The sequence below is a fragment of the Hyphomonas sp. L-53-1-40 genome (assembly GCF_000682775.1).
Classification (GTDB): Bacteria; Pseudomonadota; Alphaproteobacteria; order Caulobacterales; family Hyphomonadaceae; genus Hyphomonas.
This window is the reverse complement of the sequence record NZ_AWFI01000012.1, coordinates 243,001-269,236: the sequence shown is the minus strand read 5'-3', so window position 1 is coordinate 269,236 and position 26,236 is coordinate 243,001. Positions and strand designations below refer to the sequence as shown.

The window sequence follows — 26,236 nt, the reverse complement described above, 5'->3', positions numbered from 1 at the left end:
CCTCAATTGACGATGCTGATGAAGGGGGCGGCGAGCGGCTCGGTGCGATAATCCGCGCCGTCAAAGCCTGTAATGCGTAGGGCCTGCTCGACGCGCCGCGACCCACTGGCGCGGGACATGAACACGATTACATCAACCGCCTCGCCGATCAGGGCGTAGGGCAGGGCGCTGGTTGCTTCTTCGACCAGCTGTTCAAGCCGGGTGATCCCGCCTAGCGCCGAGTTCGCATGAAGCGTGGTGATCCCGCCCGGATGGCCGGTATTCCAGGCCTTGAGAAGGTCGAGCGCTTCGCCGCCGCGCACTTCGCCGACGATGATCCGGTCGGGCCGGAGCCGCATGGTCGAGCGGACAAGGTCGCGCAAGGTGATGCCTGAGCGATGCGTGCGAAGCTGTGTGACATCATCGGCTGTGCAACGGAGTTCGCGGGTGTCCTCCAGGATGACAATCCGGTCGTCTGCCAGAGCGGGCTCAGACAGGAGCGCATTGGTGAAGGTCGTCTTGCCCGACGAGGTTCCGCCCGCGACAACAATGTTAAGCCGGTCTTCCAGCGCCTGCCTGAGCGCGACACACAGCGCCGGCGTCAGCGCACCGGTCTCGACATAGGTATCGAGCGCGATAGGCTGACCTGCCGGTTTGCGGATGGCAAAGCAGGGCGCTTCCGAGACGGGCGGCAGGATGCCTTCGAACCGTTCGCCGGAGCCTGGCAGTTCGGCCGACACAATGGGTGAGGCCCGGTCGCAGGCCTCACCGACGGAGGAAGCGACCAGCCGGATGATCCGCTCGCGCTCGGCGCGGCCTAGAGTCTCCGCAGCCCGCTGCAGACCAAAGCCTGCCTTCTCGACCCAGACCGATCCGTCGGGATTGGCGAGGATCTCGATCGTGTCAGGTGCTGCCAGTGCGGCGCCAACCGGCCCGTCAAAGGCCGTGCGGAGCATCGCCGTTCGGCGGGTCTCGGTTTCGCTGGGCTGGGGCGGGGTAGACATGACAGCGTGTGGTCCTCATCAGTGATGGAACCAACATCAGGTCACTATACGCCGCTGCACAGTTGGGGCCGGAGGACACAAAAGGCGCCACCGGGAAGTCCGAGGACGCAGAGGGGCAATTCACAGGAAATCGCGCCGCAGGGATTGATATCAGACCGGAAGGAGAAAAAAGAACAACGCACGAACAACGAGGAGAAGCCCATGGGTCGCTACATATCCGTTCTCATGGCCGAAAAGGGTGCGCGGGACTTCCCGCATCATGTCGAACTGCCGATCCCGCCCTTCGGCCTCGGCAAGCGCCTCGACATCATCGCCGCCTGGCTCAACACAAATATCGGTCCCGACTGGCGCTCACACAGCCATTTTGAGAGGGGCTAACACATGGCCCGCTATATGTTCAGGTCAGAAGAAGATGCCGCAGAGTTCGAAACGGCGATACAGAGCGAGAGGATCTGATTATTTTAGATTGAAATCTGGTGGTTGAATAATTGCGCTCCTGATGTGCTAATGCACTTTTTGCATTGCCGCTATCAGAGGATTCGAAATGGAGGCGAGCCAGGCCCGCAGAACCCAATCAGATTCCAGCGCGGACCAGCTCGCCACGATCGCGTCGACGATCGAAAAGTTGCGATTGAAGCTCCTCGATTTGTCGCTTCGCAATCCGCTGTTGAACTTCAAATTCACCAAACGGACGCTTCGACTGATCGACGAACTCCCTGATCAGGTCTTTTCGTCCCTGATCGACGGAAGAAGCTTTTCTTTCCTCCCTCTTCCCGAGCCAACTCAGGCAGAAGTCGAAGAGTGGGAAGCGGCCACGAAGCCTCCCGAAGAGTTCATGCTAACGAGTGAAGAGCTGAACGAAGATGCATCAGATGTCAGCGCAGCGAAGCGGCGTGATATACCGAAAAGGGATTGGGCGAAGCACAAAGGAATTATTCCGGAATTCGACCTTCCTTCTGATCCGGGGGAAGGGAGTAGAAGGTCAGTCCATCGAGACCAGAAACTTCAGACACTGGAATGGTACGACTCCTTGGAGTCAGCCGTCAGGAAGCTCGCGCAGGACGCAAGATCCGCGATCAATGAAACCGGCTCGAACATGCTATTCTTGGGATTTGGTTTCCTTGAGTGGCGAGAGACTGCGGAAAGTAAGACCCAACTCGCGCCGCTGTTACTGTTGCCAGCGGAGCTCGTTCGCCCTGAAGTCCGACGAGGGCCAAGAGCATATAAGCTACAAGCAAATGGCGACGATGTTCAGATCAATCTCGCACTCCGTCAGAAACTTGAAGCGGACTTCGGAATCTCTCTTCCCGAGTATGAGGATGGAACCGGACTCGAGGAGTATTTTGACGCCGTCAAGGAAGCGATCGGAGAAAACCGTGATTGGGTGGTTCGGCGTCAGATATTCTTGAGCCTCATTTCGCAATTAGGGCGACTGCTGCTTTACAACGACCTCGATCCTTCAAATTGGCCTGGTCGCGGGATTTTCGTGAAGAACGAACTCGTTAGATCCCTGCTTGGTGCAATGTCGGAAGACGCAATTCCGACCGGAGCGATAAGTTACGAAGTCTCCGAAGAAACCATTTCACAGGAAATGGAATTCCCACTCATCGACCGCGCTGATAGTTCTCAGCTCGAAGCGATCCGTCTGGTTCTTGAAGGAAAGAACCTGGTCGTGCAGGGCCCTCCAGGGACCGGCAAATCACAAACAATTACAAACTTGATTGCCGCGCTGGTCAGCAAGGGCAAGTCCGTTTTGTTTGTTGCCGAGAAACTGGCAGCCTTGCAGGTCGTGGAGCGACGACTATCGGGACTTGGTTTTGACCCGTACTGTCTCGAACTCCACAGTCACAAGACGCAAAAGAAAGCACTTCTGGAAGCGCTCCGTACACGTTTTGAATCGCACCAGCCGCGAGTGAGAAGTGATCTGTCGAAGCTCAAGGAAAAGGCAGCGAACGTCCGACAAAGCTTGAACGACTATGTTGCAGCAGTAAGCGCGAACACATCGGCCGGAAGCTCTGTTGCAGATCTGCTGCTTGGTGCCGGGCGGCACACTTTGACAATCGGTGAAACCGCCAGAACGGTGGACCGATTGCGTTTGCCTGAACTCGTGTCGAAGGGGCTCAGCTCGTTGAGGGGCACGCCGATTGATATCGAAGCACGAGAGGATTTGCTGACGGATCTGGCCAAGACTGCGAAGGAGGTGTCCTCCGACGAGCCGATCAGCGCCAGCCCTTGGTATGGAGCGAGCAACCTCAGCCTTCTGGAAAGCGACAGGCCCATAATTGAAGGCCAATTGAATGCATTTGCCACGGCACTCAAAGAATTTGACGGGCTCTTGGCTCAGTTAGACTCTGACTACGGATTGAGCCTGAAAGGGGTCAGTCCGGAACGCGTTCTAAATATGTGGGAATCGACCAAGATCGTTGCCACGTCGAGAGCGCGAATAGTGGGTGCCACGAAAGATTTCGACGAACTCGCTGAACACCTCTCGCTTCGTGTCAGTCCTTCGTGGAAGATGCTGCGCCGCATCGTGGATCTCTGCGAAGTTGCAAAGACGGCGCCGATGGCCTGGCTAAATTACAGCAAGCCCGAAATGGATGAGCCGGATGCAGATGTCCAGCTGGCAAGACTTCGATCGGAAGCTGAGGAGTTAAACGCAGGATTCGATGCCATCGAGGAGCATCTCCTTCGTTCGCGAACGTCCCATCTCGGTGACGCTGAACTCCTCTTGCACAGTTCAAACCTTGCTACAATTTCCCCGATTGCGCGCTTCTTTTCGAAGTCCTGGAAGGAAGCCAAGTCCGCCATCGTATCTCTTGGGGGAAACTTTTCGTCGGAGAAGCCGGATGTATGGGCACTTCGCTTAGCCGATCTGGCAGGCCTGCTGCAACGGAGGGAGGCCCTAGCAACAGACAAGGCCGGAAGGCGCCTATTCGACCAGCTCTTCGATGGCATGGATACTGAGTTTGCCGTTCTCGACGAAATCGTCAGCTGGAGACGCCGTGCAAGAAAGGCGCTTTCAGGAGATGCGGAAGCAGACAGGCTCGCAGACTGGCTTCTTTCACAAGACTTCCGTTCGATAGAACGTGTCGCCAGCATAGATCTGAATTCGCCCAAGGAGGAGCTTCAATGGGCAATGGATCTCGGCGGCAGCTCCGTTATGGAAAGCTATCAATCTGACTTCTGGACCGGATTGGTGTACGCCTTCGCTCCTGATGAATTTCGACCGCTATTGACGGCCGAAGGAGGCGGTACTCCTGAGGCTGCGATTGAGATACTTCAAAAGACAGGAGAGGCTGCAAACGCATTAGTTCGTGCGCGACTCTCTGTTGACATAACCCTCGGGCGGAACACCGACGCAGACTGGCTTTCATTAGAAGATGAGCTGGCGAGGGTGCACCGCCAACTAAATCGCCTGAATCATCTGCCAACCTGGATTCGCTATGCTCGGTATCGGAAGGCAGCTCTGGATGCCGCAACAGCACCTCTCATACGAGCTGCTGAAGAAGGCTATCCGCTCTTTGAAGATCTCGCGGGTGTTTGGCGATACTGCGCCTATCGCAGCTCGGCTCAAACGGTATTCAAGGCCTCTCCGCCGCTGCATGAAAAGAACGGAAGCGAAAGGGACCAGGAGCGAAAGATCTTTCGTGCGCTTGACGAGAACATTATGGAGGCGAGGCGGTCAGAAATCGCAGCCAAGGCACATAGCAGGCGACCACCTCCGGGTAGATCGTCGGCGCGGGTTGGCGATCTTACGGAAATGGCTCTGCTGTCGCATCAGTGGGGGCTCCAGCGGCCTCGGATGTCCATCCGCAATTTGATGGACAGGTCCGGAAATGCAATTCAGGCTCTGAAGCCGTGTTTCATGATGGGCCCTCTTTCAGTTGCTCAATACCTAAAACCCGGCGGCCTTCAGTTTGACGTTGTCATAATGGATGAAGCGTCGCAGATGCGCCCCGAGGATGCCTTATCTGCGGTGGCGAGAGGAAAGCAGTTGGTTGTCGTTGGGGATGACAAGCAATTGCCGCCCACGAATTTCTTCAACAAGATCGGTCTGGAGGGCGACGGAACCGAAGACTACGACGAGGAAGTTGTAGGCGAGAAGGAAGAGAGTATCCTCTCTCTCGCTGCGTCCAAGTTCGATAGCCGCATGCTTCGATGGCATTATCGGTCGCGGCATGAGAGCCTCATCGGTTTCTCAAACTCGTGGTTCTACGACAACAAACTGATCGTCTATCCCACGCCAAACAATACAGGTGATCGTTTGGGAATAGACTTCAATTATGTACCCACGGGCAGGTTCGACCGCGGCGTAAATGACGAAGAAGCGCGCACAGTAGCGAAGGCTGCGATCCAACACATGCGAGCCCGCCCCGAGCAATCTTTGATCGTCGTTGCGATGAATTCAGCCCAGCGCGACCGGATCAGACAGTACATCGACGAGCAGACCCGGAACGACGTTTCCATTGTCAGAGCTGAAGAGGATTCCAGCAGGGGAGAGCCATTCGACGTAAAGAACTTGGAGAATGTGCAGGGTGATGAGCGCGATGTGGTGTTGTTGTCCATGACCTACGGGCCGAGTCCTGAGACCGGGAAGGTCTATCAGCGCTTCGGCCCGATCAATCTCGAACACGGCCATCGCAGACTAAACGTCCTTTTCAGCAGGGCACGAGAACGCATGATTGTCTTCTCTTCGATGAAGGCATCCGAGGTGCTTGTGGGTGAAAGCTCAAAACTTGGCGTCAGGGCATTGAGCGGCTTCCTCGAATATTCGGAAACCGGTATCCTGCCTGGCAGGGTCGTGCCCGTGGGAAGTGGTCGGGAACCTGATAGTGATTTTGAGATAGCGGTCGCAGAAGCGTTACGTCGAAAGGGCTATGAGGTCGTCGCGCAGCTAGGTGTAGATGGATTCTTCCTGGATCTGGCAGTGAAAGATCCTGAGGCACCACAGACTTATTTGATTGGCATTGAATGTGACGGAGCGAGCTATCATTCGAGTAAATCGGCTCGTGACCGGGATAGACTGCGGCAGGATATTCTTGAGGGCCTAGGCTGGCGAATTGAGCGCATCTGGTCGACCGATTGGTTCCAAGAGCCCGGCCGGGAGCTCTCTCGGATAATCGATGCGATTGAGGATGAAAAAGCCCGTAGGATTGCTCAAAGACAAAGACCGATTTCGCCTGAGCGCCGGTCACCTCTATCTTTGGAAGAAGACATCTCCATTCAGTATGGTGCGGAGCAAGAAGAAGATTCGGAGTATCTCGACCCAGACGATACGGTGCTCGAAGAGGCGCCAGCTCAGGATCGGCGAATGTCGCGAAGTGAAGCCCGAGACGTTTTGATACGGCTGCGCGAGGACACGATTAAGCCAAGTATGCCCGAAGTTCCGCCTGAACGCGGTTTGCTGCGAAAAGTCATGGTTGAGACGCTTTTGGAAAACTTGCCCCAAGACGAAACTGAGTTCCGTGACATGATCCCGTTGAAGCTAAGGGAAGGTACCGACTCGGAACAGTTTTCGACGTTTGCTAAAATTGTCTTTCGTATTCTTCGGCAAGTAAGCGCCTAGGGCATTCAGCTCAGCACTTCGAAGAGGCTCGCAATCCTAATTCCAGATATGTGGATTGGAGCGGTCAACAACGCGCTTAGTCAGAGCTTGCAATTCCGCCCGCGCTCGCGCTGCATCTGCTGGCGTCTCAAACGGGTTCTTACTTGGCCGCTGTCTCAGCCATTCGAAAATGAATTCGATCAAGAGGTCCGTCTGGAACGCTGTTCCGGTCTCCAGCTTCTCGATCTGGTCTTCAACGCGTTCCAGCCGCTGGATGATCGCCGCATCGGGCCTGTCCTCAGGCGGTGTAAACAACAGGGTCAGAGCTTCGTCGATTAGCGTGCCGACGTGGACATCATGCTCAGCAGAGAACTGCTTCACCTTGCGATGGTTCGTTTCGGAGACGCGTATATGAAGCCTTGGATTGCGCGCCATGTTCTAAAGCTCCCGTCCGCCATTTTCCTGGACTTGAAGGTAGTAGCGGGCGATCTGGTCCTGTATGCCGCCGCGCTGCTGCGGCCCGCGCTCCTCCTCACTCGCAACATCCTGCGAGATATCTTCCTCATCGCCGATGTCGGCGCCGACCGATCGCGCCAGCCCGCCTGACTCCCCGTCCGAAGGCGACACACCAGATTGGTGATAGCCGCACAGCCGAGACGTATCCGCACCGGCAGCAGCAATCGGCAGCGCGCCAACACGATCCGTGAAATTGCGATCTTCATAGTAGCGGAGCTTCTTCGCCCGGATCGGGGGATGACTCGCCAGAAAGATTAGCGCATCAACGGCTGGCATCTGCATCACTTCGCCGGGTGTCAGGAGCGGTCGCTGGGTTTCCTGTTGCGAAACCATGACATGACTGAGCCAGGGCGCGAGCCGGTGCCCGGTATAGTTCTTCTGGTTTCGCTGCTCCGTCGTGGTGCCCAGCATGTCGGAGATGCGCTTGGCCGTGCGCTCATCATTGGTCGCAAACGCGATCCGGACATGGCAATTGTCGAGGATTGAATTGTTCTGCCCATATGCCTTCTCGACCTGGTTCAGAGACTGAGCAATCAGGAAGGCGCGGATCCCATAGCCCGCCATGAAGGCGAGCGAGCTCTCGAAGAAGTCGAGCCGTCCGAGCGCCGGAAACTCATCCAGCATAAGCAGCGTCTGCCGGCGATCTTGCCCATCGGGCAACTCTTCACAAAGCCGCCGTGCAATCTGATTGAGGATCAACCGCATCAAGGGCTTGGTTCGCGAGAGATCAGAGGGCGGAACAACCAAGTACAATGACGCAGGTTTCCCACTCCGAAAAAGATCCTCAATCTGCCAATCCGAACCGGATGTCGCCCGCTGAACGATTGGGTCGCGGTAGAGTCCCAGAAATGAAACCGCCGTCGACACGACCGACGACTTTTCATTCTCGGACTTGTTCAAAAGCTCACGCGCTGCTTCCGCCACAACCGGATGCGTCATTGGCCGGTCGCGGCTTCCGAGATGGTTCGCTTCAAGCATTCGCTCCAGCGTGTCATCGATCGGCCGGGTCGGATCAGAGAGCAGCGTCGCCACGCCCGCAAGCGACTTGTCGTCCTCGGCGTGAAGAACATGCAGGATGGCGCCAACAAGCAGTGAATGCGCCGTCTTGTCCCAATGGCTACGTCGCTCCAGGGAGCCGTCCGGATCGACGAGTATGTCCGCAATATTCTGCGCGTCGCGAACCTCATGTGCCCCGAGCCGCACTTCAAGCAATGGGTTGAACCGCGAACTCGACAAATCCGTCGGATCGAAACGGACACAGCGAGAGAAGCTCGATCGCCAATTCGATGTCAGTGCCCAGTTCTCTCCTTTGATGTCATGAATGATCGCATTGCCGGTCCAGGAAAGAAGGGTAGGGATCACCAACCCCACACCCTTGCCTGACCGTGTCGGCGCAAAGGCCATGACATGCTCGGCGCCAGCGTGCCGAAGATAGCGCCCTTTGAATCGCCCCAGCACCACACCTGACGTACCAAGCAGACCAGATCGCCGAACGTCCCGCACCAAAGACCAGCGCGCAGAGCCATAGGTCGTCGCATTCTTCTCACGTCTTGCCCGCCAGAGCGACGCGATGATCGCCATCACAATCCCGGCGATGCCGCCCAGCGAGGCAATCAAACCTGAACGCGCAAACACGTCTGGCGCGTAAGCATCATAGGCATACCACCACTGGAACAGTCGCCAGGGCTTGTAGATAGGCTGACCCGCAAGCTCGAACCATGGACCACCCAAACGTGGCTGATGATCCAGAACACCCGCCACCCATTGCGTCGCCACCCACACCGAACAGGTGATCAGCAAAAGCGTCAAAATAAACTGACCGAGAAGAAATTTTGTGGGGGTAATGGTTTGTTTCCTCCGCCACTGCGAGGCGCAATAATGCCATGCCGGCTTGGAAATGCGAGGGGACTTCTGGGGAGTTCTAAGTGGTCAGTTGTGACACTCTAATCGCAGAAGCTGTCGTCAGCGGGGATGGCCGATTCTTCTTAGAAGCAGACACAATGAGATTACAAGTTGCCCCTAAAACTGCACGATAAATGGGTCTTTGACCGTTCAAACAACCTGCACTTTAATGTTCGAAAGCGGCGAATCGCCTCTCGGCTATCCGCATAGCCGAGGTTCAAAAGCACCTCGTTGAGCATCTCTGAGCGAGATCAATCTGTCAAAGCGAAGCGTGAAGTGAATTCTCTTCCAAAGAAATACTGCGAGTATAAAAAGCCAAATGCAATTACTTCGTTTGACCTCATTCCAATACAATATGAATCCGGCGAGTAGAGCGTAATGCGGTCAAAGATGTTGGCGAAGGACTCGGCCAAATGAGAATTGAAAGCGTCGGCATTAAAAACTTTCGCGCGTTCAAAGACTGCACGATCCATTTTGACGACTATACCTGCTTGGTCGGGGCCAATGGCGTTGGTAAGTCCACAGTTTTGGCCGCGCTGAACGTCTTTTTCGGCTATCAGGATGGAAACGCGACCGACGTCAGGAATCTGGTAGATGAAGACTTCTTTCAAAAGGACACGTCCGAACCGATCGAAATCAAGGTCACGTTTGGCGATCTTTCCGACGAAGCCCGGGAAGATTTTAAGCACTATGTGCGCGGCAATAAGCTGATCGTTACAGCGCGTGCTGAATTCTCGGAAAGCGGCGCCGGCATTCGGCAGTACGGATCGCGTATGGGGATCGGAAAGTTCAGGCCGTTCTTCGAAGCCCAAAGCGCGAAAGACAAGAAAGCGGTTTATGAAGACCTCCAAGGCTCATTCACCGAACTGCCGAAATGGTCGAGCGCGGCGGCCGGGCAGGAAGCGCTGAACAGTTTTGAACAAAGCCATCCCGACCTCTGCGAAGAACTGGAGAGCGAGTCGCAATTCTACGGCTTTTCCAAAGGCGCTAATCTTCTGGAGAAACACATTCAATGGGTCTACGTGCCCGCCGTGAAGGACGCGGCGACCGAGGAATTGGAGAGCAAGAACACCGCCTTCTCCAAGCTGCTTGATCGAGCGGTCCGGTCCAAAGTCGATTTCGGCGATCAGATTGAGGATTTACGAAATTCGACTTTGGCCCAGTATCAAAAACTGATCGAAGCGGAGAATGGCGCTCTGAGCGAGCTGTCCTCGTCCCTGCAAGAACGCCTGCAAGACTGGGGCAATCCGCGCGCCACGGTCTCAATCGCCTGGTATCAGGATCCTGCAAAGTTCAAAATCGAAGAGCCGGCCGCACGCCTGAAAACGGGCGAGCAAGGCTTCGAAGGCAGCTTGGCGCGCATCGGTCATGGCCTGCAGCGCTCTTATCTTATCAGCCTCTTGCAGGAGCTGGCGACGCTCGGAGACAAAAACATTTCAACGCTCGTCCTGGGGATTGAGGAGCCTGAACTTTATCAGCATCCGCCTCAGGCGAAACACCTCGCCCATGTCCTACAGCAGCTCTCGGATGGCAACGCACAGGTCTTGGCGGCGACGCATAGCCCATACTTCGTCTCTGGTCGTGGCTTCGAAAACGTCCGGGCGATCCGACGAAACGCGGCTGACCAAGCCTACAGCTGCGCCGCCGTCTACCAGCAACTGGCGGATCGCGAAGCGGAGATAGTGGGAAAGGCCCCGCAGCCTCCCAAGGGTCTGCGGGCGCGTCTCGAGACAACGTTACAACCAGCGCTGAGCGAGATGCTTTTCACAGACAAGCTTGTCCTCGTTGAAGGCATCGAAGATCAGGTCATCCTCACAACGTGGATTTATGCAACCGGGCTCGAAAAGGAGTTTCGCCGACGCGGCGTTTCGATCGTGCCGGTCAATGGGAAGTCGGACCTACTGCGGTGCTGCCTGCTAGCAGAGGCAATGGAAATCCCTACTTTCCTGATGTTCGATGGGGACAGCAACTGCAAGGAAGGCGCTCGCGAAGACCATAAGGCCTTAAACAACGCCCTGTTCAAATGGGCGGGCGAAGACGGACTATCTGATTTTCCCGATACTGATTTCGTTGGGTCGAAAATGGCCGTTTGGCACAACGATATCCAGGGATCGATTTTCTCTGACGTTGCTGATGCGGAATTGGAGTCTGCAAAAACAGAGGCGCGCGCACTCTGTGGCGGTGTCGCCAAGCTGAACAAGAACTCGTTGTTCCTGTACGAGCTCATGTGCGTCGCAGGAGACCGAGGCTGGACACTCGGCAAGCTGAACGCAGTCACATCGAGACTATGCGACGACTCCTGGTAAGGCTGCGATAGAGTGCTGGGCGTTACTCGGCAGCCAACGCTTCACCGGCGGCCTTCGCATTCAATCTGTGGACCTTGCAGCGATCAGGCGCGACGGTGCGGGCCATATCAACCAGATGCTCATGATGCGTGAGGTAAATTACCTGACCGGACTCCGCCATGCTGGACAACAGGATGAGCGTTTCCTTCGCACGTTGATTATCGAACGCTTCGAGGATATCGTCTGCTATGAACGGCAGCGGCGTCTGAGACTTCGCATATTCGGCGTGGCCAGCGATACGAAGGGCCAGGTAGAGCTGCGCACGCGTGCCCGTGGAGAGCTTGTCTGCTGACAGCGTCGTATTGTCATCGCGTTCAGCCACCAATGTCTCCCTGTCCTCCGCAGTCACTGTGACCAGTCTCGGATAGCGCCCACGGGTAATCTTTGAAAACGCCTCACTGGCGGCCTTCAACATGGCGCCCCTGTGCTGATCCCTGAAAAGCCGAACCGCTTCGTCCACGATCAAAGCGCCTGCTTTCAAGCTGATATAGTGACGCGCGCCTTGTTCGATCTCTGCAAGAAGCGTCGCCCTCTCCTGCTGAAGTCGCGCAGCCGACTCATTATCGTCGACACCGTCCTGCGCCCGCTCGGCGGCTTTCCACTCCGAATAAAGCTCCCGCACGCGGGTCTCTTCAATCTCAATTTGTGTCTGATCGCCTTTTAGCTCCGCTTCTGCCGTGGCCAGCGCGTCCATCGAGTCCAGCAGCGGCGCTAGCATCTGCGACCATTCGGTTTCGGAATCGGTGGCGAGGAGATTGGACAATCGTCGGCGGCGCTCGCCAATCTCGTCAGCAAGCGTTCTCGCTGCGGTCGCCAAATTGAGTGTCTCGATACAGTGCGCGATGTCTGCCGCTTTCGACCGCTCGCAAAGCGCAACTGCCTCTTTGTCAAGCGCGGCGAGTTTGCGAACCGTCTCCTCCAATTCTTCCTTGTTCTCATCGACCTGCTCGGAAAGCTTCAGCCTCTGTGCAGTCTTTGCGTCCAGGGCTTTTGCTTCAGATTTCAGTGTATCGAGCAAATCAAACGCAGGCGCGTTCCTATCTCCAATCCCGGTATCTGAGGAAAGCTGGACGAGGGCGTCCGCGAAATTTGTTTCACTCGTTTCCATCAGCGCAACACGGCGCGCTAATTTATTTCTTTCATCCAGAATGCTGGAAAGACTGGCGAGATCGTCCAGCCTCGCCTTGATCGCGGCCGGAAGACCTTGCGCAAACGAGAATGCGTTGAGTGTACGGTCCCACTCCTTTTCCCATTCATCAGAAGACGTCTTTGCCTTTTCAACCGCTTCGGCGCGCCGAACTTGCTGTCTCGCCAACGTGTCATGTTCGGCCTTCGCAATCCTGTACGCTTCGGCGCTCTTGCGCAGATCATCCAGTGTTCTAAGGGCCGCAGCCAGAACCGTTTCGTCGGCGCTTGAATGTTCCACACCAACGGAGTTCAGTGCTTTTCTGAGTGCGGAAGCGGCGGTCTTGAAGCGCTTTTGCTTTTTCTCGAACGCGGCGCAACGGTCCTGATAAGTCGTCAATGCCTGTTGTGCGTCTTCCCACGCTGCGCGCCACGCCATAAAAGCCGAGGCGCTGATCGACTCTGGCAGACCCGTAGTTTCGGCGAGTCGCGCAAGCTCGTCGTCCAAGACCGTCAGTCGATCAGTCGCTTCTTCAATCGCTTTATCGACGGCCTCGCGTTCAGCGATCGCGCCTTTTTGCTTGAGCCGGCGTTCTTTGATTTGTCCGATCTGCGAAGCGTGCGCCATGCGCTTTGCTACGGCGACATCGTTTTTGCCCATGGCGGTTTCAAAAGCGGTCGCGCTGACTTGAATCTCATTGACGACACCCTGCTCAATGACGCGGCGATGATCGGACCAAAGACTGTCCCGCGCCTTCAACAGCTTGGCAGCCGCATCGTCTGAAACGATTTCCGGATCGGTCTCTATTTCATCAAGTTGCGCAGTGTCGCTTTCGATACTCCGGTTGAGATTCCGGCGCTCAGACTCAAATCGTTCAAGATCAGCCCTCAGTTCATCATGCCGGCCTTGGACATCATCGAGATCGGAAGCGGACGGAGGCGTCAGTCCCTCTAAGTCTTCAGGCGTACCACTCCAGGGCGCCAGACCCACCAGCGCGCGATCGAGATTTCTCTTAGAGGCCTCAATGTCTGTTTCCAATTCCTCAAGTCTGGCTGCGTCGAGGTCGGACCGATAAGAAGTGATCGCGTCATCCAAAGAGGCGGTATCCACGGGTTCGGTCAGCGCAGAGAGTTCATCCTTGGCAACGGTGAGATCAGATGCCGCCTTCTCCTGCTCGGCGAGGGCCCGTTCATGCTCTTCAGAGAGTTTTTCACCCCTCTCAGCAAGCGCCCTGATGTTGGCGGCGTCCGTTTTCGAAACGAGCAGTGCTTCGGGCTTCGCATCTTTTTGCTCACCAAGCCGTGTAAGATAGCCGGCGACGTCCCGATCAAGCGATTTCAAGTCGTCACGCCGGCTCGGCAAATCGAGCGCCGCTGCGCGAGCGCGTGTCTCAAGATCTTCGGCGATCGAAGCTTCAAGCCCGCTTGTCAGTTTCTCCTGATGAGGCGGCTGCTTCAAATCATCAAGCTCATCCTTTGAACGTTTTAGGCGCGCCTCCAGTGCCTCTTTGGCATCGGTCAACGCCTTCAGCTCGGCTTTTAACTGGCGTGCGCGCTCAAGCGCTGCATCATCGGCTGGCGGAAGAGGACCCAACGCCTCCAAGCGGTCTTTACGCTCCTGAAGATCGCGCCATGGTTCAATCGCTTGCAGAACCGCTTTGTCTTTCTCATACGCAGCGCGGCGTTGTTTTTGTTCGTCGGCGGCCGCTTCGTAGGCACTTTTCGCTTCTCCGACGTTCTGCTTCATGCGCCGATATTCCGGCGCATGAACGTCGAGGGTTTTCAGCTCCCCATCAATGTCCTTGAGCCGCTTCAGCGATTGGGCCAGCTCAGTAGACGTCGCTCTCGGCTTGAAGAACCCTTTTGCCTGCTCGCGGGCGCGCTCCAATGTCGAAGTGACGGAGGAAAGTCCCGAGGCGCCTGCGAACAGCAGAGCCCCAAGATCGCCTTTCGCCTGCAGAATATCCGCCCCGCCGTTCAAGAGGGACTGCAAGTCGAGCGAGAACAGGTTGATGAAGTCCGTCTCGGCGAGGCCCAGCATCTCCCGCTTTAGACTGTCTTCTGACAAAACGGCGCTTTCGGGCGAGCGTAGCGAGTCTCTGTTCGCCTTGACCCGAACGGCTGAAAGCGGACCGGCGCTCGTGTCGAGCTCGGCTCCAATTTGAAGCGCTTTGTAGTCATGGATAAAGTCGTACTCTGTGCGGGCGGGAATGCCGTACAGAAAACTTGTGATGGCGTCGCGAAGAGTAGACTTCCCGGCTTCATTGTCGCCATAGACGATGTGAAAATCAGGCGCGCCACTGACGCCGCCGAAGTCGATCGACTCGTTTGTAAAACAGCCAAACCGCGTCAGATGGAGAGCGCTAAAGCGCATGTCTCAGCTTTCTCCCTCTATTTGCGCCAGCAGATCTGAAACACCCTCTTCGGAAAGGTCTTGGATCAGACCTTCATTTTCTGCAGGATCGAACCGCGCGCGAAGTTCGCCTGGCAGTTTCTGAATCAATTGCTGTACATCGTCTCCAATCCGCAACGCGATCTGAGCAAGGTCGATTTGACCGCCTCGAACGATGGCTGAGAGTTCAGAAACCCGGTTGTCCTTCACCACTTGCGAAACGGCGGTGTCAAAAACGACCTGTTCCAAATGAACGCGCCCGACCCGTGACGCGGCGGACCGTAGCTCTTCTTCCAGCCTTTCACGGTCGTGACGCATTTTGCGCGCGAACTCTCCGGCCCCGGTACAGGTCAACCGCACAATGACGTCTTGGTCGGCAATCGGACCGTCGCGCAATGAATTGAAGGCGTCCTCGGTAAGCCCAATAAGCTCCGGCCAATCTCCAATTTGAGACACATCAAGCGACTGCCGCTCGAAACGAACAGGCGCGACGTATTTTTCTTCGACTGTACAGTCTCCAGTTTCCGTAATCGTCGTCAGGCTTATCGATTTTACGCCGTCCTCGTTCATGTGCCTGCCTTGAGGAATACCGGGCATAACGATGGTGCAGTCGTCATGCGTGGTCACGCTGCGCTTGTGGATGTGACCAAGCGCCCAGTAAGCATACCCGTGGGCCGCGAGATTCGTGGTGGAGCACGGCGCATACACGTCATGGTTCGGCGATCCATCCAGGCTGGTGTGCATCGCCCCGATATCAATGACGCCGGGTGTCCCCGGCTGATACCGGGAAAGCAGCGAATTCGGCGCGTGCGGCTCCTCAAAGCTCACGCCGTGAACCGCGACCGCGCCGTCTTTCAGAACGACCGGCTCATCTGTTTTCTTGAAAACATGCACGCCCTCTGGGAGGGTCAATTCGCGTGTGATGATGGATTCCGCGTCGTGATTGCCCCGAATTATAAACGCAGGAATTCCGGCCTCCGTGAGCCGGCGCATTTCCTCACCGAAGTAGCGCGCCGTCTTCATGCTTCGCAGTGAGCCGTCATACAGATCTCCCGCGACGATAAATGCATCGACCTGCTCGGTAAGGCATAAGTCGACGGCCCGGCGGAAAGCTGTCCGAGTCGCCACGCCAACCATCTCCGCCAGATCGGGGTCGCGTAGAGCCAACGACTTCAGAGGCGAGTCGAGATGAACGTCAGCTGTGTGTACGAAGCGAAACATCTAGTCTGGTCCAGAATCGAAAGCCAACGGTCTTACTTTTTGCTGCCAGATGACTGACTGCCTCCGCCACCTCCTGATGGCGGCTTGGTTTCATTGGTGGTCTGACCTGGGCCTTGATAGCCGCCATTGACCTTATGGGGTTGTGGCGGCGGTGCTGTGTAACCCTTCTTTTCAAAGTGTGGTGCCGGACGTGGTTTCTTCGTCATTGCTTTCTCCTGCATTGAAAAACTCGATGGTCTTAATGTCCTTTCCGCAGAGCAAGATGGCGCGTTTTGGTTCAAACCGCTCCCACGGGCCTTGTTCCTTTGCGTCCCATACCTCTGGGATGTACAAGTCGCGTTCCCCGCTTGTCGAAGACGCAAAAGCGGCCGGAGACCATGGCCCTGCAAAGCGGTCCCCATTCTCCAGAGTCGCTATAACAAACACTCCGCTACGTTGCAGGGGAAACGCCCAGTCCCAGGCAGTCGGAATATGATGAATCGGCGGCAATTTCAGCAAACGCGAAATTCTGTCCAGCCACCGTCTCGACCGACACACCGCCAGGATGACGCCTAGGATAGCTGGTAGTACAGCGTATTCAGCAACCTGCGCCCAAAGAACAGGCACGCTTAGGACCTCGCCCGCGTGGCGAACAATAGGGGCGATGGCTGCGAAGTATGCAGTAGAGGCGACGGCGTAGCTAAAGAGCCTCTGCTGCAGACTGTCTCTTGGCCCGACTTTGTGAGCCTCCTGAACCATAAGGATAATGAAGCCCGGTGCCAGCAGAGCGAGCATATCCTTGACGGCGTTCACGTCTGAGAAATTCAATGCACCTCCTTTACAGAAGCCTCAAGTCGGGTGCTGGGCAAATCGCCCGCTTATACTCACGGCGCATAGTGCCAGCTTAAATTGAAGCGCCTAGCGCTGCAAACGCCTATGGAGTTTATCAACTTAGGGTCGTTAGCTTTATACAAAGAGGGAGAGTCTTCACTCAAGTCTAGGTTTTCTTTTTGCGCCATCATGATTCACGTATCCTAGACCTACCTAACGACCATTGAATTGAAGCACGCGAACGGTTGAGCTCGACCCATCTGCCGACCCAATTCAATTTCTGGCCGGATGCCGGAACAAGCACAAAGCCGTCTTTTCCTTCAATCACAGCAAATCGGCCTTGAGCCAGATCGACATGCCGCGAATAGGTCCCTGAAAATTGATCCCAGTTGTCCGGATATGTAAAGGGTAGCTCAACGCGGGCGCGTTCCGCTATCGCCGCTTTTATAAGTTCGTGTCTCCTGAGACGCTCTGCGTCTTCCCGTGTCAGCTGTCCGTTATAATCAAGTGCGTATCCATTGCTCCGCAACCAATCCTTTCGAATACTGAGCGACGTACGAAGTTCGTCCGCGAATGGGCCTTTCGCGCCATCCAGCTCATTTGCGTTCATCCGATCCAGCCACGTCTCTACATGTCGTTCAGTAAGCGCTTCGATCGGCAGCCAGGACCGAACATCGACAGCGAGACGTTGCTTTCTCGTATCGGCCTGCAAAGCGCGCTCTTCGAAGTTTTCTGGAATGGCCCAGGAGCTATCCGCATTCCTGTCGACAACACCGAACCTTCTCATCGCTTCCAACCGACGCTTGTGCGCGAGCCGGAACGCCGGTGAGCTCGATGGATCAGCCTCCTCATGCAGTTCCTCAGAGTACACCCCACCGTTTCGCTCGGCGATCGCAGCAATCGTCCGATCCGCAGGCTTCGGCTCAACTGCTCGCCGCCCAACCGAAACAGTCCCGCCTGGTTTCGGCAATCGACCCGCTTCTTGCTCCGTCATCTCGATTGACCAAATCCGCCCATCGAGGCCTTCAATCAGTGCCGTCGTACCATTCCTCAATTCATCGCCCGGCAAGGTGGCCGCGAGCCGCCCCAGGAATTCGCCAGAGGAGTTCAATTCACGGGGCAGGGCATGGAGACGCGACATATCGATCTTCCGACCCTCGAGGTTGGCGAGCGACCGAATAATGTCACCCCGCCTGCCAAGTGCTCGAAGCGTATCCTGCCAACCTTCCTGCATCGCCCAGCGACCGTCCTTCTGTCGCTTCGCAAGATCGAGCGTTTTCAGAAACCGCAGACGCCGCTTAACGACCGCACCATCAAATCTCGACGATCCGCCGCGTTCACTCTCTGGCGTGTAACGTCCACCGGTCAGCGAACGGGCTATGTCATGATCGATCGCCGTCAGCGCCTCACGCTCGGCCTCATTGGACCTCGCCGCCGCCATCTCCCGTAGCCGCCTCTGACCAAGCTCAAGCGTCACCAGATCCTGCGCTCGCGCCCGAAATCCCTGCCTGATGTATTTGCGGTCAATCAGCAGCTCGCCATTCCGGGTATTGCCACCCCTGATGACAATATGCACATGAGGTTGGGCCGTGTCGTGATGATTGGCGGCAACCCAGTCGAGGCGGCGGCCGAGATCCTTCTCGACCTGGTTCATGAACTCCCGCGTGAACTGTGTCAGATCCTTCATCTGCTCGGCGTCTTCGGGAGAGACGATCAGCCGGAATTGCCGCCTGTCCTCGTCGGCCCGTTCGTTGAACGCTTTTGCATTGGCCTCATCGACGCTCCGGTCATAGAGCTTTCCGCGCTCACCCTCGCGCCCGGCACCTTCGCGGCGGATGTAAGCGACGTGCTTTGCAAAACTCGCCGCGCCGGTTGGACCCGCCCGCGCAATATGGACCTTCACAATGACGCGCCGGGCCCGCTGGTTTGACCAATGGCGAGCAAGGGCGGCCTGTACTTTTCCACGCCCTGCATGACGCACAGCGCCCGGTGCCAGGGATTTGCGGCCACGGCTGCCAAGCCGCCCCTTCGCGACGACACGTTTCAGCCGCTTCAGCTGGGTCTTTACCTTGCCCTGCGACCTGATCTTCCCGAGTCGAGGAACGAAGTCGAAACCGTTGCTCACGGCTCTAAGCGCGCTGCGGATTGCAAATCCGTGCACCCGCTTTCCGGCGCCGGGTCACATGAAAAAGGATGTGCAGACAATGGGTTAAGTGTCGCAGGGTGACACTCCCTTAATCTTGCCCTCCGGGACACAGAAGCCATTCCCGTCCCGCTATCTATCGCTTTGACGGTCGCCTGATCCTCAGCCGACCGGTTGCCATAAGTCCATATGGACCTGGCGACGCCAATGATGCGCGCGCCGTCCTGAACGCCGAAGTATCGTCCATCGACTGATAGGGGATGAGAGTTGAGCAGGAAAACGTCGCCGGCTTTGAGGGTCTGACAGCCCTGCCAGGCGGGAAGGGCGCTGCCGGACTCGGTTACTTTGAGCGCATCAACAGATGTGATCCCGTTGATGGAGACCTGCGTATCGCATCTGCAAATCTCGTCACCGGATAGGCCCGCAACATGCTTCAACAAGGGCCAGTCGGAGCCAACAATTCCCTCATCGTTCAGCCAATGTCGAACCTCATCCGAGGGCGCAAACGCTACCAGATCGCCTGTCGAAATTCGCGCCGACCGGTCAACAAAGTAAAGGCCCTTGGGCACGCTTTCCGTCCGGTTCCAGATGAAGTCGGACCGGTTGATAATGCTGGCGGAGACCATGAGGCTAAGCCCGCATCCCATGCCTAACAACGCGGTTCTACGACTCATCGCGAAGGCCTGTCCCCATGAACCTACGTCCATTGGTGTAAGCGATGATGTCCTTGCCGCGATACCAGACCTTGGCGCCGATCTTGTGATAAACCGGGCCTGTTCCCAGCGAACGCATATTGACCAGGGTCTTCGGTTTGAGGCCGAGATGGTCAGCGGTTTCATCCGTGTTCATCCATTCGGTCGGGGTTGGGAGGTTTGATTTGGGTCGAAGCTCCTCTCCACTTCTATTTGTCTCTGTCATAGCGTTGCTTCTCCTTTCCTCTACGCAACTCGAAGCCCTGACAGACTGCCAACTCATCCTCAGATTAAGAGTGTCGAACTTGCACTACACGCTGGCGACACCCTTGAATTCCCAAAGAAACCTCACGTTAGAATGCAGCGCTGATAGGCGTATCAGCACCTTCGTTTCAGACCCTTTCGGCATGAAAGAAGACCGCTCCGGAGGTGTCTCCGGAGCGGCTTGGCAAGGCTGTGATCTACCCTAGTCGCGCGCGTTCCAGAGAATGACGTGCCGGCCTTTCTTGCCCTTGACCGGGGCGAGGTTCGCGAAAATCCGGCGCGGTCCGATCTGCGGGTCTGCCAGCGTCAGCGAGACATAGTCGCGTCCCGATGCCTTCGACTTGCGCATCCAGCCGCCGCCGATTTCGGTCGAGGTTTCACCGGCATAGATGCGGTAGTCCGGATGTCCTTCTTCGGTCTTTTCTGCATTCTTCTCGATGCGGATTGCGGCAGAGAGGTTCATCATTGCGAGGGTGCCTTCAAAGCCGGACTTGGTCTCGCTGACATATCCGAGTGCGTTTGCCATAGGGGTCTCCTTTTCTTTCCTTGGCGTGTCTCCCGGGGACCCCTTGTCCCCGTCGACGCCGGACCGCCCGGACGGGGGCTGAGCGGCTAGAACCCGATAGGGGCGAAGCGCATGCGGAGCACCGCCTGGGGCGATGAAATTTGCTGCGCGAGGAGCCGCAAAGCGGCGGGGAAATTTCTTCGCCCCAGGCGGTTTCATGGCCGCTCAGTCCGCGTCCAGGTCTTCAAGGCAAAGACGGAAACAAGGGGTCAGTGACACGCTTTTCGGGAAGAAATCAGACCCCTCATCACACGCGTCTCGATTGTCCATCGAGACCTCAAGACGCGCGATATTTTTGAAGGTATTTTCATGGGTCGCCCAGGTATCGGAGCCACAGTCCCCAGTCCCCCGGTGACAGGCACCGGGCGGCTCCTCAAGCTGGCTGAACAGGAGACGATTATTCAGGCAGCGTCCTGATGCTCAGGCGTCTCATCGGACGCGTTTTCCGCCCCCGCTTCGAACAGGCTCGCAATCCGTGTCCACGCATCGGCGGGCGGTGATCCGGCCCCCTCGACAAGGCGGGTCGGTGGCACCTGCATCCAGCCCGGTCGCCAGTCAGGATTGGCCTCGCAACCCTCCCCGCTGATCCGGTTCGCAAGCTCCTGTTTCTGCGCCTTGCCCGTCTCGGCGCGGCACGATTCCGCGAGCGACAGGGTCGCAATATCTCCAATCATCGCATTGATGGCGCGCTTGTCCTTCGTGAGATCGAAGAACACATCGTCGGGCTTCCACGCCGCCGAAAGGTCGGTGCCGCAGACATGCAGGACGGCTTCGACAATGCCATTCCCGGCCTCGAGCGTGCGGGCCATGACACTTGCCAGAACCGTCAGAACTTCCTCATCCGACATGGCGAGCAGCGCAGAGAAAAGCTCGCACAGCCGGTAGTCATCGCCGTTCCGGCGAAGGGCCGGGTTCACGTTCAGCGCCTTGAACAAGGCGTCAGTCTGAGCCGATTTTTCGGTGAGTGCGGCCACAGATGTCGAGCCTTCGACGCTCGCCTGCGTCTCATCTTTCCGGGCGCGAAGCTCGTGAGGACGCACGTCCCAGAGCGCGCTCCCCGCCATGGCATGCGCCACCATCAGACGCAGCGCAATAGCGGGCGACGCAGCAAGGCTCGCCTGCGCGGCGGCATGGCGGTGGAGCAGAATATATTCCGCGAGCGGGCCGGACATTTCAGGCCGGATTTCTGCCGGAACCGTATCGCCTTCGCCGTTCGATCGCTGCTGCCGCTTGCGGGCTTCGGCGGAAGTCAGCTGTCCTTCATGGAACTGGACCGTACCGTCATGCCGGACTTCGATGAAGACCTTCCCGCCATCTTCCATGGCGCACTGGACATGGTCCCATCGGTGGAAATACGCCCCGCGCTCAAGGCAGATGACATCGGCCCAGCCGCCGGCCTTGTAAGCCTCGATCCGCTCGGCAATGGCGGTGGATTGGGCCTGCCAGAACTGGTCTGCATCCGCGAAAACGCCGTGCTCGCCGAACAGGTCAGCCGTCACTTGTCCCTCATAGGTTTCGAGATCAAACAGCGCTTTGTCCGTTGTGATCGTCGTGCCGCCCGTGATCCATGCTTTGCAGGACCGGCCTATCGGTGCGCGTTCGGATTCGCTCTCAATGAGGCGAAGCCACTCGGCCTGCTGGTCGGGTGTGGCGAGTGTCAGCGCACGGATCGTTTCACGGTCCAACTCGTCCTCGGCATAGAGTTTGCGGATCGGTTCGGCGAGCGAAGCAAGTGCGAGCACACGGCGCACCAGAAGTTCGGTCACCCCGAAAAAGGTGGCGATATCTTCAATCGCCTTGCCTTCATCATGCAGGCGCTTGAAGGCTTGATACTGCTCCATTTCGGTCGCTGGCAGGCGTCCGACATTCTCAATCACGGAGGCGGCAATCGCGGATGCCGCATCCTTCTCTGTCATTATTGCGCAGGGGACCAGCGGCGTCTCTCCCGTTTGCTTAGCAATCTCTTTCAGGGCGAAGAATCGGCGGCGTCCGGCAATGACGCCATAATATTTGCCCTCGCGGCGGACCAGCAAAGTCTGGCGGAGGCCGCTCTCGCGGATGGATGGCAGAATGTCGGATACGTCCGGCTTCTTCCTTCCATGCCGCATATTTAGTTTTGAAATCCGAAGCTCGTCGAGCGGGATATGTTTGAGGTCGGGCTGTGCCATGGAGGTCTCCTTTGCTGGCGGGTGAAGCGAGAGACCCAGCGCCCATGCCGGACCTCTCCAGTTGATCTTGGTGAAGGGAAAGCCGTCGCCGTCGCGGCTTGGTTCGGGGTCGGTTTCGCCCCAGTCATAATCGCGGATCGTGATCAGGGGTGCGCGGCCCTCGACCCAGATTTCGGCGACCTGGGCCTCGGCAATGACCAGCGTCAGCCGGGGCCGTGGGCCAAGCAATTCAGTGAGGCAGCGGGCCGCGCTCATGTCGAAGCCCAGCCTGTCACGGTCGCGGCAAGACGCGAGGCAGCGGCGCGGCCTGCGTCCAGCGCCTCCGGCAGAAGCTCATTCGCAACTACGGTGAGGTAGCTATTATCTGTGCCGGGATAATTGCATTCGACGCCCCAGAGGCTCGCGGCATGAGGGTCCAGTTCGATGCCGTTGCGCTCGACCGAAAGCACGATCCCGCAATAGAACCACTCACCCTTGCGCCATGCCTCCATGACGGCTTCGGCCTTGGCCTGCGCATCGGCGAAGCGCTGCCGGAATCCGTTGCCCGGCCCGATAAAACCGGGCGCATTCTTGTAAAGCGAGGGCCAGAACCCATCCTGCCGCTGGTCGGGCGCATCGGGGCAATCATCGACGACAATCCGGGCCGTGAAGGTGAAGCCCTCGGCCTCGCAGCTGATCGTGTCGTCTTCAGAGGCATAAGTGTTGAAGCGGGTAGTAAAGGTCATGGCGCTCACCGCGTCCAGAAGACGTGAACGTCTTCGAACCCTGTTTCGAACACCATAATGTCGCCATTGAGCTCCATGTCGCGGGCGAGCGCTGACCAGTCGATATAGTATTCGAGGGCTGCGGGGATATCGGTGCCGGTGTCGCGGTGCAGCTCCTCGGCGAAGTCTGCCCGGCTGGCATAGGTGCCTGCATAGTCGTCGAAAGCCGCCTCGGCCTGCTCAAGATCATCGCCGAAATGGCGATGGACCAGCGCGCCAAGTCTGCCATGCTCTGCAATGAAATCGGCGAGATTACAGACTGTCTCGAAGCTCGCATATTCGGAAAGCTGCGCGCCTTCGAAGCCTTCATAGTCATGGATCGCCCATTCCTCGGCGTCCGGTAGCGGCGACTCTGCCAGCATGGCGCGAACCTCGTCCATCACCTCATCCGGCGTGGTGGCCTCGATCCAGCGCCCGTGCAGGCAGCCATTATTGTAGGCGGCAAGGCAGGCTACATAGATACGGGGCCGGTCTGGAGATGTGGGTGCAGCGTCTGCCGCAAGGGGGGCTGAAGGTTGCGGTGTGGTCATGGCGTCAGTCTCGTCTCCCCGCCCAAATGTCCCTCCCGCATCAGGCGGGGGTGGGCGGCGAGAAGGCCGGCAGGCCGGACCCGTTAGCCGGTTGCGCAAGGCGGAAAGGTAGGACGCCGCGACAACTTCCAGACGCCTTCAGTCCCGGCACCTTGCGCAAGCGGCGGGTCCGGGCAGACCGGTCGTCCGCCCACCCCCGTCTGAGAGGGAGATTGTCATGGACGCCTGGGGAATGGGCATAGGCCGGGCAGGAATAGCTCTGCTGCGCCTGCAGCTAGATGGTCACTCCTACCGTCCCAGAACCGCTTTCAAAGGCCAGGCAGGCTGCGACCCCTCTGCCCTGCAGTGGGAAGCGCAGCCTGGCGCGATCACCGGCGAGACACCCGCATGCCGCTGGGCTGCCCGAGAGGGCAGACCAGGGGTCCGGAGACGAGCCGGGCCGCTGGCGGCGTGCCGCCCGCGAAACAGCCCCCTCGCGTCAGCGAGGGGTGATCGCCGGATCAAGGTCTGATGCCAAATTGGATCTGCTCAGGTCTGTGCAGTCAGGAGGGCCCTGTATCCGCCATCCCGGAGTTCACGTCCTCGCACGAGGGCGCGGCGCATTTCGTCTTTCATGGCCCGGCTGGGGCTCTGCCAGGCTTCGGTGGCGCGATCCTCGCCATAGATGATGGCAGCGGTTTCAAAATAAGTTAGACCGGTCTCATGCGCATCGAGCGCAATGAGCGCATTGCGAAACGCAAGCGATGAGCGTGTCCAGGTGTCGTTGAAACTCGGATCGTCCTTGCCAAGAATACGCTGAGCCTTGCCGATGACTTTAAGTGTTTCGTCCATGCTCGACACATTATCGATGATCAGTTTCATGCGGACGGGTTCGACGCTGAGTAGTGACAGACCAGAACAAGCGACCTGGATGCTGTGGCCGTGCCCACGGATCATCAGGTATTCCCGGCCGACGCGATCTGTGAGGTGGGTGACTTCACACACATTGATCGTCTGCTCGAAAATATCGTCGCGCTCGCTCGGATGACGCGGTACGACCTGCATGGTCAGGGCGCGAGCATAGAGGGCAGGGATCCAGAAGACGTCGGCCTCGTAGCCATTCGCGTCTATGTCGGGAAAAAAAACCAAGCCGAATTTCTCAGCGTCGATCTGGTCGCATAGCGGCCGGAGTAGCCGGATGCCATGACAGGCTGGCTTTTCAGATATCTGTGAGTCGCCAGCCCGCAGGGCGGCTTGCCTGAATTCGCTATTTCGCCGAAGAAATTCCCAAGCCCAGCGACTTCTGGAGAGTCGGCAAGTATAGGCGTAGTCATCCAGATCAATACGGACCGAGGGTGTGTCGGCGGGACTCATCAGGTGCCTCCTTCACAAGCGGGTGCTGCAAAAGAGGTGCCAAAATTCTACTTCAGGCTAAAAGAAGCGCGTTTTCGACGGGTCCGAGAAGCGTTGCATAACCGCCGTCCCGCAGGTCACGGCCGCGGGCAAGGGCACGTCTCATCTCGTCTTTCATCGCTCGGCTTGGGCTGTCCCAGGCTTCGCGGGCCCGTTCTTCGCCATATATAAACCGCGCCGTCTCAAAATATGAGAGTTTGGCATCATGACAATCGAGTGCGACCAGTGCATTGCGAAGGGCCAAGGAATGGCGAGTCCATTCCGGGATATCCGCCGCTGCTTGCGGATCATAGACACGCTGGGCGCGCTGGAGCGTTTTCAGCTTGGCCTGGAATTCGTCGAGACTGTCGATGATGAAGCTGAGCTTGACAGGTTCGCGGGCGAGAAGTGACATGCCCGTGCAGAATACCTGAATGACGCAGCCATTTCCCTTGAGAAGAAATTGTTCGCGGCCGGCGAGGTCGGTGAAGTGCGTGATCCTGCAGATGCCAACAGTGCGATCATAGAATTCACAGGATTCATTAGGACCACTCGGAGAAACTTGCATGTGAACCCGCCTCGGATAGAGACCTCCCGACCAGAACGCGTCGGCTTCAAGGCCGCTATCCTCTGGATCCGGGAAGAAGGCGAGCCCCCATCGCTCAGCAAGCGCCTGAGAGGCTCTAGGGCGCACGAGGGTGATCTGATGGCAGGCGGGAGCGAAACTAAGCTCACTCGCGGAAGGAAGCGACGAGTCCTCAAGAAACCGGCGGTTTCGGCGCAGGAACTCCCAGGCCCATCTGCTGTCTGACAACAACCATGTGTAGTCATAAGCACTTATATGATCTGCCAGCCGGGACATTTGTCCTCGTTCCCCAAGAGAGATTCAACTAAACAGGG

Annotated in this window: 18 protein-coding genes; 3 read left to right on the top strand and 15 right to left on the bottom strand. The window is 57.5% G+C overall.

The window, feature by feature from the left end:
- Nucleotides 1–2: 2 nt before the first annotated feature.
- Nucleotides 3–983, bottom strand: a complete 981-nt coding sequence (gene trbB / locus L53_RS07175) for a P-type conjugative transfer ATPase TrbB (RefSeq protein WP_034813633.1) — start codon at nucleotides 981–983, stop codon at nucleotides 3–5.
- Nucleotides 984–1,184: 201 nt separating this feature from the next.
- Here trbB and L53_RS07170 point away from each other — a divergent pair, with 201 nt between their 5' ends.
- Together L53_RS07170 and L53_RS16330 are read left to right on the top strand one after the other, a co-directional pair.
- Nucleotides 1,185–1,361 (top strand): hypothetical protein, encoded by a 177-nt coding sequence (locus tag L53_RS07170; RefSeq protein ID WP_156947845.1) that lies wholly within the window; start codon nucleotides 1,185–1,187, stop codon nucleotides 1,359–1,361.
- Between the two features lie 166 nt (nucleotides 1,362–1,527).
- Nucleotides 1,528–6,549, top strand: coding sequence for a DUF4011 domain-containing protein (locus tag L53_RS16330; protein ID WP_051607694.1), 5,022 nt, complete (start codon nucleotides 1,528–1,530; stop codon nucleotides 6,547–6,549).
- 36 nt (nucleotides 6,550–6,585) lie between these two features.
- Here L53_RS16330 and L53_RS07160 read toward each other — a convergent pair whose 3' ends face one another.
- Both L53_RS07160 and traG read right to left on the bottom strand, forming a co-directional pair.
- Nucleotides 6,586–6,963 carry a hypothetical protein gene (locus tag L53_RS07160; RefSeq protein WP_034813626.1) on the bottom strand — a complete coding sequence of 126 codons (378 nt, stop codon included), beginning with the start codon at nucleotides 6,961–6,963 and terminating at the stop codon, nucleotides 6,586–6,588.
- A gap of 3 nt (nucleotides 6,964–6,966) precedes the next feature.
- Entirely contained in the window at nucleotides 6,967–8,889 is a 1,923-nt protein-coding gene (gene traG / locus L53_RS07155; protein ID WP_084333209.1) for an IncP-type conjugal transfer protein TraG, read from the bottom strand.
- Between the two features lie 470 nt (nucleotides 8,890–9,359).
- On the opposite strand from traG, the gene L53_RS07150 reads away from it, so the two are divergent.
- Complete coding sequence (locus L53_RS07150; RefSeq protein WP_051607693.1) at nucleotides 9,360–11,252, top strand: ATP-dependent endonuclease; 1,893 nt, start codon at nucleotides 9,360–9,362, stop codon at nucleotides 11,250–11,252.
- Nucleotides 11,253–11,274: 22 nt separating this feature from the next.
- Here L53_RS07150 and L53_RS07145 read toward each other — a convergent pair whose 3' ends face one another.
- The 12 genes from L53_RS07145 to L53_RS16760 form a co-directional block, all read right to left on the bottom strand.
- Nucleotides 11,275–14,790, bottom strand: coding sequence for an AAA family ATPase (locus L53_RS07145; RefSeq protein WP_034813625.1), 3,516 nt, complete (start codon nucleotides 14,788–14,790; stop codon nucleotides 11,275–11,277).
- Nucleotides 14,791–14,793: 3 nt separating this feature from the next.
- Nucleotides 14,794–16,029 (bottom strand): DNA repair exonuclease, encoded by a 1,236-nt coding sequence (locus L53_RS07140; RefSeq protein WP_034813624.1) that lies wholly within the window; start codon nucleotides 16,027–16,029, stop codon nucleotides 14,794–14,796.
- A gap of 171 nt (nucleotides 16,030–16,200) precedes the next feature.
- Nucleotides 16,201–16,836, bottom strand: coding sequence for a DUF6338 family protein (locus L53_RS07135; protein ID WP_034813623.1), 636 nt, complete (start codon nucleotides 16,834–16,836; stop codon nucleotides 16,201–16,203).
- A gap of 190 nt (nucleotides 16,837–17,026) precedes the next feature.
- The gene (locus tag L53_RS07130) at nucleotides 17,027–18,964 is read right to left on the bottom strand and encodes a DUF3363 domain-containing protein (protein WP_034813622.1); all 1,938 of its coding nucleotides are present in this window, start codon (nucleotides 18,962–18,964) and stop codon (nucleotides 17,027–17,029) included.
- Complete coding sequence (locus L53_RS07125) at nucleotides 18,961–19,656, bottom strand: S26 family signal peptidase (RefSeq protein WP_051607692.1); 696 nt, start codon at nucleotides 19,654–19,656, stop codon at nucleotides 18,961–18,963. The genes L53_RS07130 and L53_RS07125 overlap by 4 nt, the downstream gene beginning before the upstream one ends.
- Nucleotides 19,646–19,900 (bottom strand): AlpA family transcriptional regulator, encoded by a 255-nt coding sequence (locus L53_RS16975; RefSeq protein ID WP_013301514.1) that lies wholly within the window; start codon nucleotides 19,898–19,900, stop codon nucleotides 19,646–19,648. The genes L53_RS07125 and L53_RS16975 overlap by 11 nt, the downstream gene beginning before the upstream one ends.
- A 240-nt stretch (nucleotides 19,901–20,140) precedes the next feature.
- Nucleotides 20,141–20,464 carry a DUF736 domain-containing protein gene (locus tag L53_RS07115; RefSeq protein ID WP_013301513.1) on the bottom strand — a complete coding sequence of 108 codons (324 nt, stop codon included), beginning with the start codon at nucleotides 20,462–20,464 and terminating at the stop codon, nucleotides 20,141–20,143.
- A 440-nt stretch (nucleotides 20,465–20,904) separates the two neighbouring features.
- The gene (locus L53_RS07110) at nucleotides 20,905–22,926 is read right to left on the bottom strand and encodes a ParB/RepB/Spo0J family partition protein (protein ID WP_051607690.1); all 2,022 of its coding nucleotides are present in this window, start codon (nucleotides 22,924–22,926) and stop codon (nucleotides 20,905–20,907) included.
- Nucleotides 22,923–23,396: a hypothetical protein gene (locus tag L53_RS07105; protein WP_034813621.1), complete on the bottom strand. Its 474-nt coding sequence runs from the start codon at nucleotides 23,394–23,396 to the stop codon at nucleotides 22,923–22,925. Before L53_RS07105 ends, L53_RS07110 begins: the two co-directional genes overlap by 4 nt.
- A gap of 5 nt (nucleotides 23,397–23,401) precedes the next feature.
- Nucleotides 23,402–23,965: an antirestriction protein ArdA gene (locus L53_RS07100; protein WP_034813620.1), complete on the bottom strand. Its 564-nt coding sequence runs from the start codon at nucleotides 23,963–23,965 to the stop codon at nucleotides 23,402–23,404.
- Nucleotides 23,966–24,493: 528 nt separating this feature from the next.
- Complete coding sequence (locus L53_RS16325; RefSeq protein WP_051607689.1) at nucleotides 24,494–25,318, bottom strand: DNA -binding domain-containing protein; 825 nt, start codon at nucleotides 25,316–25,318, stop codon at nucleotides 24,494–24,496.
- Between the two features lie 52 nt (nucleotides 25,319–25,370).
- Nucleotides 25,371–26,198 (bottom strand): DNA -binding domain-containing protein, encoded by an 828-nt coding sequence (locus L53_RS16760; RefSeq protein ID WP_084333205.1) that lies wholly within the window; start codon nucleotides 26,196–26,198, stop codon nucleotides 25,371–25,373.
- Between the last annotated feature and the right edge of the window lie 38 nt (nucleotides 26,199–26,236).